This window comes from Polaromonas sp. JS666 (genome assembly GCF_000013865.1).
Lineage (GTDB): Bacteria > Pseudomonadota > Gammaproteobacteria > Burkholderiales > Burkholderiaceae_C > Polaromonas.
The window spans coordinates 1,701,645-1,718,727 of sequence record NC_007948.1 but is presented as its reverse complement, the minus strand read 5'-3'; the positions used below and the strand labels follow the sequence as shown (position 1 = coordinate 1,718,727).

Annotated in this window: 19 protein-coding genes; 9 read left to right on the top strand and 10 right to left on the bottom strand. The window is 60.0% G+C overall.

Annotation, left to right across the window (positions count from 1 at the left end; all coding sequences use genetic code 11):
• The first annotated feature begins 62 nt into the window (after positions 1–62).
• The 3 genes from BPRO_RS08295 to BPRO_RS08285 all read left to right on the top strand — a co-directional run bounded on the left by BPRO_RS08295 (position 63) and on the right by BPRO_RS08285 (position 2,631).
• On the top strand, positions 63–764 hold the full coding sequence (locus BPRO_RS08295; protein ID WP_011482601.1) for a protein-L-isoaspartate O-methyltransferase family protein: 702 nt from the start codon (positions 63–65) through the stop codon (positions 762–764).
• A gap of 57 nt (positions 765–821) precedes the next feature.
• Positions 822–1,184, top strand: a complete 363-nt coding sequence (locus BPRO_RS08290; protein WP_011482600.1) for a rhodanese-like domain-containing protein — start codon at positions 822–824, stop codon at positions 1,182–1,184.
• Positions 1,185–1,269: 85 nt separating this feature from the next.
• Positions 1,270–2,631: a TolC family outer membrane protein gene (locus tag BPRO_RS08285; RefSeq protein WP_011482599.1), complete on the top strand. Its 1,362-nt coding sequence runs from the start codon at positions 1,270–1,272 to the stop codon at positions 2,629–2,631.
• 86 nt (positions 2,632–2,717) lie between these two features.
• Here BPRO_RS08285 and BPRO_RS08280 read toward each other — a convergent pair whose 3' ends face one another.
• Positions 2,718–3,197, bottom strand: coding sequence for a cupin domain-containing protein (locus BPRO_RS08280; RefSeq protein ID WP_011482598.1), 480 nt, complete (start codon positions 3,195–3,197; stop codon positions 2,718–2,720).
• A gap of 689 nt (positions 3,198–3,886) precedes the next feature.
• On the opposite strand from BPRO_RS08280, the gene BPRO_RS08275 reads away from it, so the two are divergent.
• The 3 genes from BPRO_RS08275 (at position 3,887) to BPRO_RS08265 (ending at position 7,160) form a co-directional block, all read left to right on the top strand.
• Entirely contained in the window at positions 3,887–4,207 is a 321-nt protein-coding gene (locus tag BPRO_RS08275) for a hypothetical protein (protein WP_041388580.1), read from the top strand.
• Between the two features lie 214 nt (positions 4,208–4,421).
• The gene (locus tag BPRO_RS08270) at positions 4,422–5,798 is read left to right on the top strand and encodes an IS4-like element ISPosp1 family transposase (protein ID WP_011482596.1); all 1,377 of its coding nucleotides are present in this window, start codon (positions 4,422–4,424) and stop codon (positions 5,796–5,798) included.
• A 138-nt stretch (positions 5,799–5,936) separates the two neighbouring features.
• Positions 5,937–7,160 carry a vanadium-dependent haloperoxidase gene (locus tag BPRO_RS08265; RefSeq protein ID WP_011482595.1) on the top strand — a complete coding sequence of 408 codons (1,224 nt, stop codon included), beginning with the start codon at positions 5,937–5,939 and terminating at the stop codon, positions 7,158–7,160.
• Positions 7,161–7,512: 352 nt separating this feature from the next.
• On the opposite strand, the gene BPRO_RS08260 is transcribed toward BPRO_RS08265, so the two are convergent.
• Positions 7,513–7,887, bottom strand: coding sequence for a hypothetical protein (locus BPRO_RS08260; RefSeq protein ID WP_011482594.1), 375 nt, complete (start codon positions 7,885–7,887; stop codon positions 7,513–7,515).
• Between the two features lie 450 nt (positions 7,888–8,337).
• Between BPRO_RS08260 and BPRO_RS08255 the strand changes: the two genes are divergently transcribed.
• Positions 8,338–8,940, top strand: coding sequence for a DUF1326 domain-containing protein (locus BPRO_RS08255; RefSeq protein ID WP_011482593.1), 603 nt, complete (start codon positions 8,338–8,340; stop codon positions 8,938–8,940).
• A gap of 111 nt (positions 8,941–9,051) precedes the next feature.
• On the top strand, positions 9,052–9,867 hold the full coding sequence (locus tag BPRO_RS08250) for a DUF2182 domain-containing protein (protein ID WP_011482592.1): 816 nt from the start codon (positions 9,052–9,054) through the stop codon (positions 9,865–9,867).
• A gap of 123 nt (positions 9,868–9,990) precedes the next feature.
• On the opposite strand, the gene BPRO_RS08245 is transcribed toward BPRO_RS08250, so the two are convergent.
• The 5 genes from BPRO_RS08245 to BPRO_RS08225 all read right to left on the bottom strand — a co-directional run bounded on the left by BPRO_RS08245 (position 9,991) and on the right by BPRO_RS08225 (position 13,463).
• Positions 9,991–10,560 (bottom strand): cysteine dioxygenase type I, encoded by a 570-nt coding sequence (locus tag BPRO_RS08245; RefSeq protein ID WP_011482591.1) that lies wholly within the window; start codon positions 10,558–10,560, stop codon positions 9,991–9,993.
• Between the two features lie 61 nt (positions 10,561–10,621).
• Entirely contained in the window at positions 10,622–11,209 is a 588-nt protein-coding gene (locus BPRO_RS08240; RefSeq protein WP_011482590.1) for a molybdopterin-dependent oxidoreductase, read from the bottom strand.
• A 131-nt stretch (positions 11,210–11,340) separates the two neighbouring features.
• Positions 11,341–11,823: an SRPBCC family protein gene (locus tag BPRO_RS08235; protein WP_011482589.1), complete on the bottom strand. Its 483-nt coding sequence runs from the start codon at positions 11,821–11,823 to the stop codon at positions 11,341–11,343.
• A gap of 200 nt (positions 11,824–12,023) precedes the next feature.
• Positions 12,024–12,674, bottom strand: coding sequence for a hypothetical protein (locus BPRO_RS08230; protein WP_157045758.1), 651 nt, complete (start codon positions 12,672–12,674; stop codon positions 12,024–12,026).
• A gap of 333 nt (positions 12,675–13,007) precedes the next feature.
• Positions 13,008–13,463 carry a hypothetical protein gene (locus BPRO_RS08225; protein ID WP_157045757.1) on the bottom strand — a complete coding sequence of 152 codons (456 nt, stop codon included), beginning with the start codon at positions 13,461–13,463 and terminating at the stop codon, positions 13,008–13,010.
• A 753-nt stretch (positions 13,464–14,216) separates the two neighbouring features.
• Between BPRO_RS08225 and BPRO_RS08220 the strand changes: the two genes are divergently transcribed.
• Positions 14,217–15,326: a cyanophycinase gene (locus BPRO_RS08220; protein WP_011482586.1), complete on the top strand. Its 1,110-nt coding sequence runs from the start codon at positions 14,217–14,219 to the stop codon at positions 15,324–15,326.
• A gap of 54 nt (positions 15,327–15,380) precedes the next feature.
• On the opposite strand, the gene BPRO_RS08215 is transcribed toward BPRO_RS08220, so the two are convergent.
• The 3 genes from BPRO_RS08215 to BPRO_RS08205 form a co-directional block, all read right to left on the bottom strand.
• Entirely contained in the window at positions 15,381–15,851 is a 471-nt protein-coding gene (locus BPRO_RS08215) for a hypothetical protein (protein ID WP_041388575.1), read from the bottom strand.
• 166 nt (positions 15,852–16,017) lie between these two features.
• On the bottom strand, positions 16,018–16,488 hold the full coding sequence (locus BPRO_RS08210) for a DUF1772 domain-containing protein (RefSeq protein WP_011482584.1): 471 nt from the start codon (positions 16,486–16,488) through the stop codon (positions 16,018–16,020).
• Positions 16,489–16,597: 109 nt separating this feature from the next.
• Positions 16,598–17,074 carry a VOC family protein gene (locus BPRO_RS08205; protein ID WP_011482583.1) on the bottom strand — a complete coding sequence of 159 codons (477 nt, stop codon included), beginning with the start codon at positions 17,072–17,074 and terminating at the stop codon, positions 16,598–16,600.
• Positions 17,075–17,083: the final 9 nt, after the last annotated feature.

Here is a 17,083-nt window from a genome sequence, read left to right as displayed (position 1 = left end):
AATCAAGGGTTTATCTCGTGCACTCCCCTTCCTTTCTTACCCCGCCAACCCACAGGTCCCCCATGAACTACGAACAAGCCCGATTCAACATGATTGAGCAGCAAATCCGCCCCTGGGAAGTGCTGGACAGCCAGGTCCTTTCACTGCTCGCCGTGGTCAAGCGCGAAGACTTCGTACCGGCCGCCTACCGGGCGCTGGCGTTTATGGACATGGAAATTCCGCTGACCGCCGAAGCGGCGCACCACAAAAACCCCGGCCAGTGCATGCTGGCGCCCAAGGTCGAAGCCCGCATCCTGCAGGACGTGGCCGTGCAGAAACATGAGAAGGTGCTCGAGATCGGCGCCGGTTCCGGTTACATGGCGGCGCTGCTGGCGCACCGTGCCCAGCAGGTGATCACGCTGGAGATCGACCCCACGCTGGCCCAGATGGCACGGAGCAACCTGCAAAAAGCCGGCCTCTACAACGCCGAAGTGCGTACCGGCGACGGCGCTGCCAATCTTGCGCAGGCCGTGTCCAGCAACGACCCGCTGCACGGACCGTTTGACGTGATTGTGCTCAGCGGTTCCGTCGCCGAGGTGCCCGCTTCGCTGCTGTCGCTGCTCAAGGTCGGCGGACGCCTGAGCGCCATCGTGGGTTTTGAGCCCGTGATGCGCGCCACCCTGGTCACGCGTGTCGCCGAAGAAGCCTGGCGCACCACCCATACCTGGGACACGGTGGCGCCGCGGTTGCTGAACTTTCCCGAGCCTTCGAAATTCAACTTCTGACAAGCGGCTTGAACTTTTTTTGCCACCACCTGCCAACCAGCAACCAAGGGCACCGCAATGATTTCCCAACTGAATCCTTCTGACTTCGCCGCCTGGCGTGACAGCGCACAGGCTGCCACACCCGGCGCCCCGCCAGTGGTGCTCGACGTGCGCGAGCCCTGGGAGCTGCAGACGGCGTCAGTCAGGGAGGACGGCTTCCGGCTGGTCCGCATCCCGATGCGCGAGATCCCGGCGCGACTGGCCGAATTGCAGGAAGCCGGCGGCACCGACCAGCCGATTGCCTGCCTGTGCCATCACGGCATGCGCAGCCTGCAGGTGGCCAACTACCTGGCGCAAAGCGGCTTTACCGAGGTCGTCAACCTGCAGGGCGGCATTGACGCCTGGTCCCAGCAGGTCGATCCTTCCGTGCCGCTTTACTGATGCACGGCTGATGCCCCGCTGAGCCGATTGCCCGCCTTCTACCTTTGCCTTCCATTTGCCGATTCATCACTTCTTCAGGACCCTTATGACCACGCCCAAGAAACTTCAGGCGCCAGCGGTGCCTCCTGTGATAGCGCCCCTGTCGATGGCGATTGCCCTGGCGCTGATGGCTGTTGCCCAGCAGGCACAGGCCCAGAGTCTGGTGGAACTGTATGAATCGGCCCGTGCATTTGACGCAAGCTACCAGTCGGCCCGGCTGCAATACGACGCCAACCTGGCCAGGGCCGAACAGGCCAAGGCCGGCATCCTGCCAACGGCGGGCCTGGCCGCGGGAGCCTCCCGCACCGGCTTCGAAAACACCAACCCGGTGGTCGACCGCAGCTTCAACACGCAAAACGCCACGCTGACGGCCACGCAGCCGCTGTACCGGCCCCAGAACTGGGCCACCTACGAGCAGGGCGCCCGGCAGGTAGACCAGGCAAAGGCACAGCTTGAGACCGCCGAACAGGACCTGATCGTGCGCACCAGCCAGGCTTACTTTGATGTGCTGGCCGCGCAGGACACGCTGGCCTTTGTGCAGGCACAAAAGGCCGCGGTGGCCGAGCAGCTGGCCTCGGCCAAGCGCAACTTCGAGGTGGGCACCTCCACCATCACCGACACCCGCGAAGCGCAGGCCCGCTACGACCTGGTGATTGCCCAGGAGATCGCCGCCGAGAACGACCTGCGCGTCAAGAAAATCGCGCTGGACCAGCTCGTCGGCAAAACCGAATCACAGCCCAAGGGCCTGCTGGCTCCGGTGAATTTGCCGCCGGTGGTGCCGGCAGATGTCAATACCTGGGTGCAGCAGTCCGAAGCGGTGCACCCCGGCATTCGCCTGGCGCAAAGCGGGCTGGACATTGCCGAACTCGAAGTCAAAAAAGCCGAAGCCGGCCACAAGCCCACGCTAGACGCCACCGCCAGCTACAACGTCACGCGCAACCCCTCAGGCACCACGCAAACCGCCCTGTCCACACGTACCAACACCAGCACTGTCGGCCTGCTGCTCAATGTCCCGCTGTTTGCCGGCTTTGCCACGCAAAACCGCGTGAAGGAAACGCTCGCGCTGAAAGACAAGGCACGCAGCGACCTCGATGGCGCACGGCGCACCGTGGCCCAGAGCACGCGCACCGCCTACTTTGGCGTGCTGTCCGGCCAGGGGCAGGTCAAGGCCCTGGAGGCGGCCGAGCTGTCCAGCCAGAGCGCGCTGGACGCCAACAAGCTGGGCTACCAGGTGGGCGTGCGCATCAACATCGACGTGCTCAATGCGCAAAGCCAGCTGTTCCAGACCAAGCGCGACCTGGCCCAGGCGCGCTACAACGTGCTGCTGGGCGGCCTGCGCCTGCGGCAAGCCAACGGCACCTTGACGCCAGAGGACTTGCGGCAGATCAACGGGCTGCTGGTCAAATAGCCAACGGCAAATAGCAAGTAGCAAGTAGCAAGTACCAAGTACCAAGTGCCCAACAAACAAGGCAAGGGCCGATAAGGCCACGTACGTTACTTCCCTTTGTTCTCGACGGGCACTGCGTCCAGCGGCGATACAAAGGCAATGAAGAGGATGCAGGCGCTGGTGCTTGCGCAGAAGCCCTTGTGCGGTACTTTGGGGGGGCCGTAGGCGTAAGTCCCGGGCTTGAGAACGGCTGTTTTCTGGCCGTCATAGGTGACATGAAGCTCACCTGCCACGAGGATCATGCGCTCCGCCGACGTGTGCCAATGGAGCGGAATGGTCGACTTGGCAGGCACCTTGAAGAAGAGATCCGCGTTCTCTTTCGCAGGATCACCATGAAGAACGGCGATCGCGCATCCTTTGGGCAAGAACGGCGGGCAAGGGCTCCACTTGAGCTGCGCATCACGGGCCGTCCGTGTCAGCGCCTGCTCCTGGGCAGGCGCCTGGGCAAGCGCGAATGAGCCGACAAGGCCCAGGACGAACAACAGAGCCAGCTGCAATGAGCGGCCGATGAGGGTTCGGGTACGCATAGGTCAGTTCTCCTTTTGGTTGAAACCGGCAGTGGTGAAGAGCCGAGTCTAGGTGCGATGTGCCGGGCATCCCATCCTCCAATTGGAGGATAACCCCGCCGTGGGTTTCGTTGGTGAATACCTGAGCGTCAGAGCCTCCTCCGGCCGCCCACTGCCCCTCCGACTGCCCCTGATTACCTATGATTCCCTCTCACCCCTGTGCTGGTCGTCATCGCCTTTCATCACTATTTATCGCCCTTCATCGTCCTTGACTTGGCCCACCACGCGGCGGCAAGAGAAAAATGATTCTCCGCCGCGTGGTGGATCAAGTCAGGTTCGATGACGGCTGGCACACGGGTCGGGTCAGAGGGAGTCAGAGGGAGTCAGAGGGAGTCAGAGGGAGTCAGAGGGAGGATATGGTCACACAACCTGACGTTCAAGGCATTGCCCAGTTCAGTGGTCTCCTCTAATTGGGGGATGGATTGCTTGACAAATCGCTCCTAGACTCGGCTAATCATGACTGCCGGGCTTCATGAGATTTTTATACCTGCGCGTATGGGTCCAGCGCCTGCTTCAAACATCGCCGCGCGGTAGATGAACGCTATTCGTTAGGCGTCAACAACATGCGCCTTACGCCCACGCCATTTCAGGCTTGGCAGTAACAGTTGTACAACTGCAGTTCACGCATTGGCAAACGACAGGAGAGGCAAATGACAAACTATCAAGTTCTGTTGCTCGCTGCACTGGCGTGCGCGGGGTCGGCTGTGAACGCCGAAGTTATACAAATGAAGTGCGAGTTTTGGCACAAGCGCCTGGGCCAACTTGCGGATAACAACTACACGATCGACCTTGACGCAAAAAACTGCAATGCTCACCCCTGCAAGATCTCGGAAACGGAGCTCAAGTGGAGCGAAGAAGGCGGCCGTATGGACATAACGATAAATCGTGTCACGGGTGAGGGCACTCTGCTTGTGTTCTCAGAAGAGACTGCTCTCTACAAGGGATGCAGTTCTGCGAAGCCAAAGACCTGATCTGGTCCAAGGCGAAAGCCAAGCACGCCAAGCTGGTCGCGCTCCGGAAAGGCACGCAATGCCCTTAAGGCGAATGGCACTTACATAAGCTGCATGACGTTGAAGTCACGTGCGTAAGCACGTGAATTTGAATGCAAAAGGAGGTGGCTGACCCGTGGATTGATAGGATGGTTGTTACTACGCACCCAAACCATCTTTCCGAAGGCCAACCACCATGGATCGTAACGCCCGAAACGCTTTTCATCAACGTCAAGTCCGTATCAAACGCCAGACCAAGGCGACGCATGCGGTGGAGTTCTTCAACGTACTGACGAGTCCTGAGTTGCTGGAGACGACCGAGGCGCTGCTGCCCGAGCACCGCGAGCGGCTGTATCCGCCCACGGTTGCACTGTCGATGTTCATGCGCCAGGTGCTGGAGGCTGATGGCTCGTGCCAGAAGGCGGTCAATGGCTGGGCCGCGCAACGCGCGGCCGATGGTTTGAGGCCATGCAGCGTTCGTACCGGCGGGTACTGCCGGGCTCGCCAGCGCCTGCCGCTGGAGATGGTCGGTACGCTGACACGCGAAACAGGCCGCTTGCTCCACGAGAAGGCGCTGGCGCAATGGCTATGGCGTGGGCGCGCGGTCAAGCTGGTGGACGGCACCGGCATCTCGATGCCCGATACTCCCGAGAACCAGGAACGTTATCCCCAGCCCCGCACCCAGGCGCCTGGAGTAGGCTTTCCGCTGGCGCGACTGGTCATGGTGATTTGTCTGGCAACCGGCGCGGCGCTGGATATGGCGGTAGGGCCACACAGCGGCAAGGGCAGCGGCGAACTCGGGCTTGTGCGCCGTCTGCTCGCAGGCTTCTGCCCAGGTGATGTGATGCTTGCCGATGCCCTGTACTGCAACTATTTCTTGATCGCCTCCCTGATGGCCGCAGGCGTGGATGTGTTGTTCGAGCAAAACGGATCGCGCATCACCGACTTTCGCCGTGGTCAGTCGCTGGGACCACGCGATCACATCGTGCGCTGGCCTAAACCGCCCCGCCCAGAGTGGATGACGCCTGAGCAGTACACGGGCTTTCCCGATGAGCTAACGGTGCGCGAAGTCAAAGTAGCTCACCAGGTATTGGTCACCACACTGCTTGACCATCGCAAGGTCAGCAAGAACGATCTCTCGGCGCTGTACGCGCGTCGCTGGAACGTCGAACTCGATCTGCGCAACCTCAAGACCACCACGGGCATGGATGTGCTGAGCTGCCAGACGCCGCAGATGAACGAAAAACAGCTATGGGTTCATCTGCTGGCCTACAACGTGATTCGGTTGCTCATGGCGCAGGCCGCCCGCAATGTCGGCATAGACCCGCGTGAGCTGAGCTTCAAGCACACCGTACAACTGTGGACCGAGTGGGTCTCGCGCGGTCTGTCGGCCACGAAGGAAGGCGGGCGGCTGTTCACATTGATCGCCCAGTGCAGGGTGGGCAATCGATCCGCACGCATGGAGCCGCGAATGCGAAAGCGACGACCCAAACCCTACCCGTGGCTAAAGGTCCCGCGTGCGTATGCTCGCCGGAAAATCAAGATACATGGTCACGACTGGGAGCCAAAGTAAGTGCCATTCCCCTTAAGGCCACGTAGCATTACAAACGGGGACCATCCCACGACTTCGCTCAACAACGAGCCGGGCATCGCCGTGACACAGGCTTCGCATGTACGCAAACGAAGAACGTCAACAACCATGGAGAGCCCTATGAACGCAATTAAGTCTTTGTCACGTATCACGGTCGCGGCATCAATGACGCTGGCTGCAGCGGCAGTCCATGCCGACGCCGTCACCGATTGGAATGTCAAGGCCAATGACATCATCGTGGCCGGAAGAGTGGGGCCGCCACCGGCCAACCGTGCGTTGGCAATCGCAAATGTTGCGGTGTTCGACGCGGTCAATGCGATCACCGGACGCTATGCGGCGTCCGGCCGGGTGGTGCTAGACGCAGCGCCGGCTGCATCGGTCGAAGCCGCGGTCGCGGCGGCCATGCGCGGCACCTTGGGTAAGCTGCTGGTGCCGCAGCAGGCCGAGATCGACGCGGCCTATCAAGCGGCGCTGGCAACGGTGCCCGATGGAGCTGCGCGGAGCGCCGGCATCGCCGTTGGAGAGAAGGCGGCTGCTGCGATCCTGGCATTGCGTGGCGGCGACGGCGCAACGGCACCAGACAGCTACGTGCCGTTCAGCATGCCTGGTGTCTATGTGCCGACGGCTTCGCCCGCGGTCCCGCATTGGGGCAAGCGAAAGCCCTGGGTCTTGGCCTCGGGCGACCAACTCAGGCCTGGCGCGCCGCCTGCACTGTCCAGCGAGGTCTGGGCTCGCGACTACAACGAGATCAAGGCCTTGGGCGGCAAGACCAGCACCCAGCGCAGCGCAGCGCAGACCGAGATCGCGCGCTTCTGGGAAACCACCCAGCCGGTGATCTATTACCCGCTGGCACGCGCCGTGGCCTTGCAGCCCGGCCGCGATGTGACGCAAAACGCCAGGCTGCTGGCCGCAGTGGGCATGGCCATGGACGATGCCCTGGTCGCGATCTTCGATGCCAAGTACACCTACAACTTCTGGCGCCCCGTGACTGCGATCCGCAACGGCGACAAGGATGGCAACGACGCTACCGAACGTGACCCGATGTGGGCGCCCTTCATCGACACGCCGATGCACCCGGAGTACCCCTGCGCGCATTGCGTTATCAGTGCGTCACTCGGTGCGGTGCTGCAAGCCGAGATTGGCAACGGGCCGATGCCCCGGCTCGCCACCACCAGCCCTACCGCACCGGGTGTGACGCGATCGTGGACCAGCATCGCCGAATTCACGCAGGAGGTGGCCAATGCACGCATCTACGACGGCGTGCACTTCCGCAATTCGACCGAGGTCGGTACAGCGCTGGGCCGCAAGGTTGGCGAAATGGTGGCGGCGAAAGCCCTGCGGTAGCAGCCAGCGCGGTGAATTGCGCTGCGATTGCTCATCAAGTCCGAGGCCCCTCGAACATCACGTTCGGCCGCGCTCTCCACGAACCGGGGCCTGACCTTGGCATCGAGCGGGCAGCCACGGCAAGCCAGCGGCAGTTTGACACCAGAGGACCTGCGGGCAGATCAACGGGCTGCTGGTCAAATAACAAACGGGGGAAGACCGCCTGGCGCCCTTTGCGGTCATAGACGCTCGCGGAAAGCAGCCTTTCGATTTCAATTCAATGCTTGACATAAGCGGCGGTCGATGGCGAGTGAAGCCTGCCGTCGAGGGGAAGTCCCTCTAATGGGTCAGGCCTTTGCTGCAACCAAACTCCCTAACGAAGCGTCATTGGCACGACCTCTCCATTCGAAGTACGCCTGTAGTAGAAAACGTCGCCCTTTCGACGAAGCTCGCTGCAGCCCGGGCCCGTCTTTTGCATTTCGGTGCACCAGTTGTTCACGTCAATTCGCCATTTTCCGCTATCGCGATAGCCACGACTGGTATCCAGGAATACATAGCCATCTGCCTTGAAATCAAGGCGCCAGGTGGTGCCATCAGACGGTTTTACCGTGTATGTCTTTCCGGCGAGTTGTTCCCTGATGACGTCACCGTTGAGAGCCACAGCGCCCTCCGGATACTCCGTAGGTAGCGCGGTTTGCGCACTGACAATCGTTGCGGACAGCAACGCAGAGACAAGGCAGAGCTTCATGTTTCGTTTCCTCCTTCTTGGGTGACTCCCTGAGTACTATTGTTCAAGGTCTAAGGTAATTTAAACCGCAAAACCTTCGGATTAATCTGGAAGACGCGATGGAATCTGACTATCGAATTCCTTTGAGAGCCGCATATCGATTGCCATTGCGAATTTTTCACTGTTTATGCGCGCAGGTATAAAAATCTCATGAAGCCCGGCAGTCGTGATTAGCCGAGTCTAGGAGCGATTTGTCAAGCAATCCACCCCCCAATTAGAGGAGACCACTGAACTGGGCAATGCCTTGAACGTCAGGTTGTGTGACCATATCCTCCCTCTGACTAGCTCTGACCTGTGTGCTGGCCACCTTCGAACTTGACTTGGCCCACCCCGCGGCGGAAAATCATTTTTCCTTGCCGCCGCGAGCCAAGACGACAAGTCCCTGTTCATGTGGCTCCCATGGAGGTTCGTATGAGCTATCACCTGGAAGGTCGTCTGCTCGAGGTTTGCAACTGCAACGTCCTGTGCCCCTGCTGGATCGGTGAGGATCCGGACAACGGCACCTGCGACACCATCGTCGCGTGGCGCATTGACAAGGGAACGGTCGACGGCGTCGATGTGGGCGGCAACACCATTGCAGCCGTGGCCCATGTGCCCGGCAATATCCTGGAAGGCAACTGGAGAGCCGCGATCTTTGTCGACGACAAGGCTTCCAAGGAACAGGAAGAGGCACTGCTCAAGGTCTACACCGGCCAGGCCGGCGGCCCGGTGGCCGATCTTGCCAAGCTCATCGGCGAGGTGGTGTCGGTGGAACGGGCGCCAATCCGCTTCACCGTCGAGGAGGGCAAGGGCATACTCGAGATCGGCAAGAACTACTTCGCTGAACTTGAGCCATACCGTGGTGCGATGGGTGGGCTGACCACGCTATCCGACACCGTGTTCTCGACGGTGCCGGGGGCGCCGGTGTTTGTCGGCAAGGCCCCGACCTACCGATCCAAAAACGCCGCGCTCGGCATTGACCTCGACATCAAGAACCACAACGCCCTGCAGAGCACCTTCGTCTTCGATGCATGAGCCATCGGCCGCTCCCAAGGCGACAACGAAGTTGCGGCGAAGACTCACAATTGCGCGAAGCGCTTGTTACGTCGTAGCCAATACAACAGCGCGTAGCGCGGAGGTTTCCCAATGAACCCGACGGCAGGCCCGGCGCCGCCAATCCTCTCGCGCCACCATCGCGTGTTCCTGCCCGTGCTGGCCGCGCTGATTGCGCTCGCGTGGATGGCGCTGTGGGCGTGGGCGCGCAGCCCGTACGGGCGCTATCTGGAGCACGCTGACTGGACAGCCTCCGGCCCGGCGGCGTTTCTGTGCCGCATCGTGCCCGCTGGCGATGTGGTCGTGCCCATGGTGCTGTACGCCGCCTCGTGGATCCTCATGACGACAGCCATGATGCTGCCCACCACCCTGCCCCTGTTCAGCACCTTCGACCGGTTGACGGCCGAGCGCCCGGACCATGGGCGCCTGCTGCTGCTGCTCGGCCTGGGCTACATGGCGGTGTGGGGCGCATTCGGGCTGCTGGCGCATGCGCTGCACAGCGCGGTGCTGTCCCTGCTCGCCAGCGTACCCACGCTGGCGTGGCACGGCTGGCTGATTGGCGCAGCAACGATTGCGCTGGCCGGCGCCTTTCAGTTCAGCAAGCTGAAGTACCGGTGCCTTGAAAAGTGCCGCACGCCCTTGAGCTTCGTGATCGAGCACTGGCGTGGGCATGCGCAGGCGCGGCAGGCGTTTGCGCTAGGTGCGCACCACGGCCTGTTCTGTGTCGGCTGCTGCTGGGCACTGATGCTGCTGATGTTCGCGGTCGGCACTGGCAGCCTCGGCTGGATGCTCGTTCTTGCCGCCGTGATGGCAATCGAAAAAAACGTTTCCTGGGGCCGACGCCTCAGCACGCCGCTTGGTGTGGCGCTGCTGTCGTGGGCCGCCGTGCTGGTGGCAACCCACGCCTGAAAGAAACACCGGGTGGCCCGTGTGTTGCAGTGCGTTCTACGCAACGCTCACGCCGATGAAGTAAAGCCCCCCGGTCGGGTTAGGCCGCACCTGGATTCGGTGTTCCGGGCCCGTGGACCCGGTTCAACTTTCGTTGTGCGCTACGTTTACACGCCGGCGTGTGCCTGAGGCAATGTCATAGGTATTGAAGCTGTTCATCGTTCGGCCGTAAAGATGCAGGCTCACGGCGCGGGGCCTCTCCGGTGGAACGCCCGTGACGTGGATGTGGTCGGGGTTTGGCACAAAGCTCGTGACTGCGCCGCGCCCCAAGAGGATGACGCCGCCCCGTACGAGATGAATGCCTTCATCGGCCCCGCTGTCTGGTGACAGGCGCACGTAGTCGCGCTCCTCCAGCACGCCCTCCAATACGCCGACTACACCCCAGCTGCCATGGTCGTGTACCGGTGTCCATTGCCCCGGCGACCAAACCAGGGTGTAGAGCGAGAGGCTTGCATCCGGTGCGTCGTAGACGAGATTGCGAGCGTAGTGGTTCGGGTCGCTTCGATAGTGCTGCGGTTCAAGAAACGTCGTTGCCCGTTCGATGAGTTCGAGCATCAGTGGGGCGAGCGCCAGCACGCAGTCGGCAGGCTCGGGGAGATCGCGCGCATGCGCCATGGCTTTTGAGACGAAAGATTCGAGAGCAGACGAGGCCATGTTTAGTCCTTGCCACGAGTGTGTGAGGGTGTTTGTGATGCCTGACGAAGCGTTCTACGTTCTACGCAGGGCTCACGTCAATGAAATAAAGCCCCCAAGGGCACAGGGCAAACCGTTCCTTGACGGGCTTGTCCTTGAACGCGGCAAGCGTGTCGGCATCATAAACAGCCCACTGCGGCCCCAACCCACCCAGCGCCAAGGGCTTGCCATCCATGTGGGTGGCCACCATCATCCGGTACGTTTTCGCGTCAGCCAGAGTGATATTCACGTTGTAGCCGTCGACCGCCCGCAAGCCAAGGCGCAGCGCAGCATCAGTCTTGACTCCCGCTGCATTCAGCACGGTGGTCAACAAGGGGCCCGTCAAGGTGTGCACCTTGTTGTCGTACTCCAGCGTGGGCTTGATGGTGATGCTCGGCAGACGCTGAAGCGCCGCGGTATCCAGCGTAAACGCCTCGGAGAACTTGACGCCATGCTTAGCCATCATCTGGTCCAGCGCCGCATCCAGCGGGCCACGGTTGCCCTTTTTGATGGCCCCAGCCACCGTGAGCAGTGCAGGACCACTTGTTGCTGTTTTGGCCAGGGCAGGTGCCGAGGTTGCCGGCAGTATGCCGGCCGCAGCGGCCACAGCGAGGAAATTGCGTTTGTTCATACGGGGCTCTCCGGATTTTGAAAGTTGCATGGAGTGGAAGTCGGACTAACGCGGCTAATACTATCTTGAATCAATGCAGGCAATTAAAGCAGTTGAAGCAATTGAAGCTATGGAGCTTGATGATTCATCACTCAGGGTTTCGACTGATGTGACGTAACGTCCGCCTCGACAAGCGCCGCCAGTTTCGCGAGTGACATCCGCCAGCCAACCTCGTTGTCTGCGGCCGGCAGGCCGGGCGATAGCCCGTCGTGCACGGCGAAGACATCAGTGCCGTCGTCCGCATCAGCGAGCGAGATCGTGATCGTCATCTCACCGCGCAGCGCGGGATCCGCCGTCTCGAACTCAAGCACTTCAACAACCTGCTCGTTCGCCACCAGCTTCACAAAGCGGCCGTGGTACGTGTCGGTGTGCGCGGTCGTCTTGCCGGCCCCGGTCGGTGCGTCGTACGTGAGCGAGATCCGGAACGCACCCCCTTCGCGGGCGTCAAACGCATGCACGTGGCTGCTCATGCCAGCCGGCACCATCCACGTCGCGACCGCATGCGCATCAAGAAGCGCGCGATAGACGATCGCGCGGGGCGCGTTGATGTGGTGGCTGATGGGGGTCGAGCTCATGCGGGAACATTAGCACGTGCAGCGAGATGGGCAACACGTGCCGCTTGTAACGATTGGCGCAGCGGTGACGCGGATTCCATGTCGGCACGGACCTCCACAGAGTCCACTTTAGATGCCGGATATACGACTGCAGGCGCATCCCCAACAGCCAATCTATCGGTCAGTTTCTTGCCGTTGAGGGGGAGTCCATATAGGACCTGTTAGGCAGCAGCATCTTGCGCTTCGCTGTGTTCTCGATCGGGTTGTGCAGCCAGCTGACTCTCCACCAAGCGCCGGACGCTGGCACTCCGAGCCAAGGCCACCGCCCAAACCTTGGCCGCAGATGCCCATTCGGCTCGGCCCACGCCCTCCAGAATGCGAAGGAGGAGAAGCACGTCTTCGCAGTAGATATTCACGAACGTTTCCCGCTGGATCCTTGCAGTTGCTCGCGGCAATGCCCTTAGCCCCAGGTTCTCGTTCAGTTGCTCACTCGCACCAAGGAGATACTGCTCTGGATCGCGCACTATCTGCATCGCCAAATCGCAATCGCCCGCCTCGACGATGCAAGGTAGCGCTATGTCTGCACATTCTGAAGCGCGCACGGGCTCCTTCGTCTGCAAAGCCACAAAGAGTTCGTATGTGCTCTTGGTCCGACCAAGTTCAAGATCGATCGCCGTCGCATCGTTGAAAAGATCGCGCGAGTCACCTTCGCCGCGCAGAAGCTCACTTGCCGTTTCATCCCTCACGGCTTGCAGGACCTCGCCGGCTCGGGGAAATACTCCAATAAGCTCCCTCCAGTAGGCGAGCGCGAAGGAGAGCCTGACGCCGTAGTACGCCGCGTCGTGTTCTAGCGCATTGCGATGGAACCACAAGAAGTCCGCAAGTGCCTCTTCGTACCGACCGTGTCGAGTGTGCTCTCGAGCTCGCTGGAGGACGTGTCCTGGGTCCATCAGCTGCCTAACGAGGCTGTATTTTTAGTCCGCATTCACTCTGAACAGGGAAAATCGAGAGTGCCTTTACCATTCCCGAGGTTCCGATCGCGCCGTATGCGCGATTCTGAGAGGTCAGTTTTCTCATTGAAGAATTCATTTCAAGTTTCTGGACTAAAAATACAGCCTCAACGTTGAAGATGACCGGACCGCAACGCCAGCCGCGAAGCGGCCTTCTGCTGTTGTGGGTCCGTGTCGATCGACCAGTTATACGGGCTATTTGCCATAGCGCTCAATCAATACTAGCGTAGACCCTTCGACTTCTTTAGCGAAGCTCCGAAGACCGCCAGGGTCCGGCTTTTCCACAGTAGGCGCAAGCTTCGGAATCACCGGTGGGTATTGCTTTCGATACTCCGCGACGTAGCCAAGTGAGCGAGCATGGTTCCAAGCCCCGTCCCTCGGCCAAAATAGCCATGGCATTCCAGAGTTCTGAAATTCGATAGCGCTGACCACGCTGCCATCGACCTCAATCTCTTTCGCCTCGATGATCTGGGCAACGCTTCCGGCGCGCAACGCCCGAAGTTCCGACGTCAGCACAGATGCCCTGGCGGAGCTGTCCATTTTCGCGAACTCCTCAGCGCCTACCGTTACTCCGATGCGCAGGCCTGCAGCAAAGGCGACCGCGAATCCAAGCAACACACCCGTCCCGGTGAGAAGGGAACGTGTACTCATGCCGTATAACGAACAGCGTTTATCTGCCGCGAGGCGATGCATGAAAGAAGCGCTGGACTCATACGCGGCAGATAAACCTTGTTGGACTGAACCGCCCGACGAGGCGGTTGAATGTTGATCTGATGACCTATGGGGGTTTGTAAGTTCCAGGCGGCCAAGCGAATCAAATTATGACTGAGCTTTGGATGGCCGTGAGCTGTGATTTATTGCCCGAATCCATTCTGTGGCGAAGACTCCCGGACGGCAGTGGGGGCCTGACGCCGTGTCGTGACGGTTTGAGCCGACCAGCCCATCCCTCAATTGGGGGAGAACGACTACTTCTACTTCAGACGGGAAGGAGTTCGTGGCCGGCAACAGTTGGCTAGCAGCAATATGTCCGACCCGGCAGTTGACGCCGCCACCCGTTTGCTGACACTCAAATGCTACAGCAGGTCAGCTTAACAATTTTTCTTCGAAACCGATAACAACCCAGTCGCCGCGTCAACACAAGCGATTTCGCCGACGCAAACCCAGGAGCCCCCCTGTTCGCCTGAGTGTTGACAACCACGACATTCGCCATGTAACGTTCGCCTCTGTAAGCCAGTTCGGAATTGACCATCTGCGTGTTTTGATGCCGAGGTTGCTGTGCTGTCGGACGATACTATCGTTCCACTGCGCAGACCTTCATCAAGACAAGTCCGCGAATTTCGTTGCTCAAGGTGTCCCAATACCAATAGTCTGGGCGCCATCAACTTAACGGATAGGAATAAAGAAATGAAAAATCCTACACGTCGCGCCTGGCTTGGATTGGCTCGCGACCTGCTGGCGCTGGCCACCGTTTCGTTTGTTCTTATTTCGCCTGTGCAGGCGGCGGGCGGTGGCAGCGGAACTGGCGCCAAGCCTACCCTCAGCACCAAGGACTTCGACTATTACCTCACGGGTGATCCAGCCGATAGGTCACCCCGCCAGCCCAAATCGCAGATGACTGTGTTGATGGGTGGAGGGCTCGACGTTGATCAGGCCTTCAAGGACATGATTGCCAAGGCTGGAGGGAGCGCTACCAACAAGATTGATGTCGTCGTCATCCGCGCTTCAGGTACAGATGGCTACAACCCCTACTTGTCCGCCATGGAAGGCGTCGACTCGGTCGAGACCCTGGTCATCAAAACGCCAAATGGCGCTAACGATCCGAAGGTGACGAGCGTCATTCTCGGGGCAGACGTGTTGTTCATCGCCGGAGGCGACCAGTGGAACTACATCAGTCAGTGGAACGAGACCTCCGTCGAGACGATCATCAAGACAGTGCTGCTTCCGAAAAACGTGCCTATCGGCGGAACGAGCGCGGGCCTCGCCGTGTTGGGCGCTGTAGATTTTTCGGCACAGCACGGCACGATCACTTCGTCAGATGCACTCAGCGACCCGTATAACCGCAGGCTCACCCTTGACCGTACGTTCCTGGAGACCATTCCCAAACTCCAGAATACGATCGTGGATGCCCATCTGGTGAGCCGCGACCGCATGGGACGCCTGGTAACCTTTCTGGCGAGGATGATTCAAGATGGTATGCCCTGGAGTGCCGCACGGGCCATCGGTGTCGACGAGGGAACTGCCGTCGTGATTGATGGTGACATCGCCACGGTGTGTGCCAACAGCGGCGGAACTGGGGCAGCGTACTTCTTGAAACTGCCGCAAGACCCAGGCACTACCTTGATTGTCAAGCCTAAAACCCCGCTCGAAGTTTCGTCGGTACTTGTTGACAAGCTCACTCAGGCTGCTGGGGATCAATTCAACATGGTCAACTGGCTTCGCTACGGAGGTAGTACGTACTTGCTGTATGTCCAACGTGGCGTGCTGTATGGGGGGCCGGGCAATAATCCTTACTGAGCCGGCCGATTATTCAAGTGAAATGGTGCTGCAGTTCCTTTGACCTGTTAGCCATCATACGGCTGTGAGGTAGAACTCCACCTTGCTAGCCCGCTGACCCGCCACCGCCAAGAGGGCTGGATGGCCAAACGCGAATGCCTCGAATTCGGGAAGCGCTTGTAGATTGCTGCACCATCGGTTGCCTGTTTCGACCGCGCGCAGTCGCGGTGAGAGCTCATACTGCAACTGACACGTGAGTTGAAACATGGCGTCGTCGTCTTCTCCCTGCTGGGAAATGAACTGACGTGTCAGGTCGAAGTAATAGCAGGCTCCATAGTGTGGCGGCAGCGCGTCTCGTGTACCCCATTGAAAAAGCAAGGCGTCTCCGAACGAATCGTCCCCCACCAGTAAGGCGTCTGTGGCGCGAACCGTTCGGAAGAATGAAATTCCAGCCTCGAGCAGCTCTTCCGGTAGCAAAAACTCTGGGGTCTTCCCGGTGTCCGCCAGGAACTGTCGGAATGCAGATTCGGAGTGAGCTATGAGCATGAGGGCTAACGAATGAAAGGAACTTCCCCGTCCCAAGCGAGCCGCGACCGGTCAGGGTTGCAGTTTACGGCAACTGAGTGCCACGATGGAGAGGTCAAACTTTTCATCAACTCACTTGAGAGGGGAAATCATGGCGATCGTAACTGTTGGAATTGACCTCGCCGACTTAGATTGCCAGTGCGCCGGCACTGCAGGCCGCCGATGCGACCGAGGCCGCTGACCGAACATGGTTCCAGAGCGACCACTCGCGCAGATAGACAACCCAATACTCGGCGGCTTGCGAAGACGCAGGGTCTAGGCCAGCCAGACGTTCATTGCGTGGCACGTTGAGCGCCATGGTGACAACAAACGAACCCACCAGATACAGAAGACCTGATGCGAGCAGCAGGAAGGGCCGTGGCGTATTCCAGCTTAGAACTGACATGACAACGCAAGCGGCAGCCAAGAAAGCTGTGCCCAGAAAAACGCCCAAAAAGAGAGGATTGATGACAACGACATTGATGCGCTGCATGGCTGCGACTCCCTGGTCAACAGGAAGTTGTGCGAGAGCCTTCATGACGAAGGTGGAGAAGGCGAAGAAGACGCCACCAACGGTGCCAGCGCCGATGCAGACTAAGAGCATGACTGCGATGAGCATAGAAGCCTCCTGGGGCGCGCTCTATGACGCCCAACGTTTGAGATGAGAGGCGTGACCCGGCTTGTGGGGGGGTCCATATATGCCGGGTTAGACGCCACTTCTTTAGTTCTCAACGGTTACGTCCTATGGGATTCTCTCGGGAAGTCTGCTGCCCGAGTTGTTGAGCGAGCCCGATGAGAATTCCTTCGGGACCACGGATATAGCAGAGCCGATACATGTTTTCATACTGGACCACTTCGCCGACGAGCTTCGCGCCGCGCTTGCCGAGCCGGACGAGCGTATCGTCGATGTCCTCCACGGTGAACATGACGCGTAGGTAACCAAGAGCGTTCACTGGGGCGACGCGGTGATCGGCGACAACGGGCGGCGCGAGGAAGCGGGACAACTCGAGCCGGCTGTGGCCGTCCGGCGTACGCATCATGGCAATCTCGACGCGCATGCCGTGCAATCCGGTGACGCCATCTGCCCAGTCTCCTTCAACTGGGGCACGCCCCTCGAGATCGAGACCAAGTTCGGTGAAGAACTCAATGGCGGCATCAATGTCTTCCACCACGATGCCGACGTTGTCCATACGCTTAACTGTCATGATGTCTCC

What these genes read in the sequence shown, in the direction of transcription:
- BPRO_RS08285 (WP_011482599.1), top strand. Translation starts at nt 1,270, where the DNA reads ATGACCACGCCCAAGAAACTTCAGGCGCCAGCGGTGCCTCCTGTGATA.
- BPRO_RS08215 (WP_041388575.1), bottom strand. Translation starts at nt 15,851, where the DNA reads ATGCTCATAGCTCACTCCGAATCTGCATTCCGACAGTTCCTGGCGGAC.
- BPRO_RS08290 (WP_011482600.1), top strand. Translation starts at nt 822, where the DNA reads ATGATTTCCCAACTGAATCCTTCTGACTTCGCCGCCTGGCGTGACAGC.
- BPRO_RS08210 (WP_011482584.1), bottom strand. Translation starts at nt 16,488, where the DNA reads ATGCTCATCGCAGTCATGCTCTTAGTCTGCATCGGCGCTGGCACCGTT.
- BPRO_RS08260 (WP_011482594.1), bottom strand. Translation starts at nt 7,887, where the DNA reads ATGAAGCTCTGCCTTGTCTCTGCGTTGCTGTCCGCAACGATTGTCAGT.
- BPRO_RS08280 (WP_011482598.1), bottom strand. Translation starts at nt 3,197, where the DNA reads ATGCGTACCCGAACCCTCATCGGCCGCTCATTGCAGCTGGCTCTGTTG.
- BPRO_RS08255 (WP_011482593.1), top strand. Translation starts at nt 8,338, where the DNA reads ATGAGCTATCACCTGGAAGGTCGTCTGCTCGAGGTTTGCAACTGCAAC.
- BPRO_RS08250 (WP_011482592.1), top strand. Translation starts at nt 9,052, where the DNA reads ATGAACCCGACGGCAGGCCCGGCGCCGCCAATCCTCTCGCGCCACCAT.
- BPRO_RS08295 (WP_011482601.1), top strand. Translation starts at nt 63, where the DNA reads ATGAACTACGAACAAGCCCGATTCAACATGATTGAGCAGCAAATCCGC.
- BPRO_RS08270 (WP_011482596.1), top strand. Translation starts at nt 4,422, where the DNA reads ATGGATCGTAACGCCCGAAACGCTTTTCATCAACGTCAAGTCCGTATC.
- BPRO_RS08205 (WP_011482583.1), bottom strand. Translation starts at nt 17,074, where the DNA reads ATGACAGTTAAGCGTATGGACAACGTCGGCATCGTGGTGGAAGACATT.
- BPRO_RS08240 (WP_011482590.1), bottom strand. Translation starts at nt 11,209, where the DNA reads ATGAACAAACGCAATTTCCTCGCTGTGGCCGCTGCGGCCGGCATACTG.
- BPRO_RS08220 (WP_011482586.1), top strand. Translation starts at nt 14,217, where the DNA reads ATGAAAAATCCTACACGTCGCGCCTGGCTTGGATTGGCTCGCGACCTG.
- BPRO_RS08235 (WP_011482589.1), bottom strand. Translation starts at nt 11,823, where the DNA reads ATGAGCTCGACCCCCATCAGCCACCACATCAACGCGCCCCGCGCGATC.
- BPRO_RS08265 (WP_011482595.1), top strand. Translation starts at nt 5,937, where the DNA reads ATGAACGCAATTAAGTCTTTGTCACGTATCACGGTCGCGGCATCAATG.
- BPRO_RS08245 (WP_011482591.1), bottom strand. Translation starts at nt 10,560, where the DNA reads ATGGCCTCGTCTGCTCTCGAATCTTTCGTCTCAAAAGCCATGGCGCAT.
- BPRO_RS08225 (WP_157045757.1), bottom strand. Translation starts at nt 13,463, where the DNA reads ATGAGTACACGTTCCCTTCTCACCGGGACGGGTGTGTTGCTTGGATTC.
- BPRO_RS08275 (WP_041388580.1), top strand. Translation starts at nt 3,887, where the DNA reads ATGACAAACTATCAAGTTCTGTTGCTCGCTGCACTGGCGTGCGCGGGG.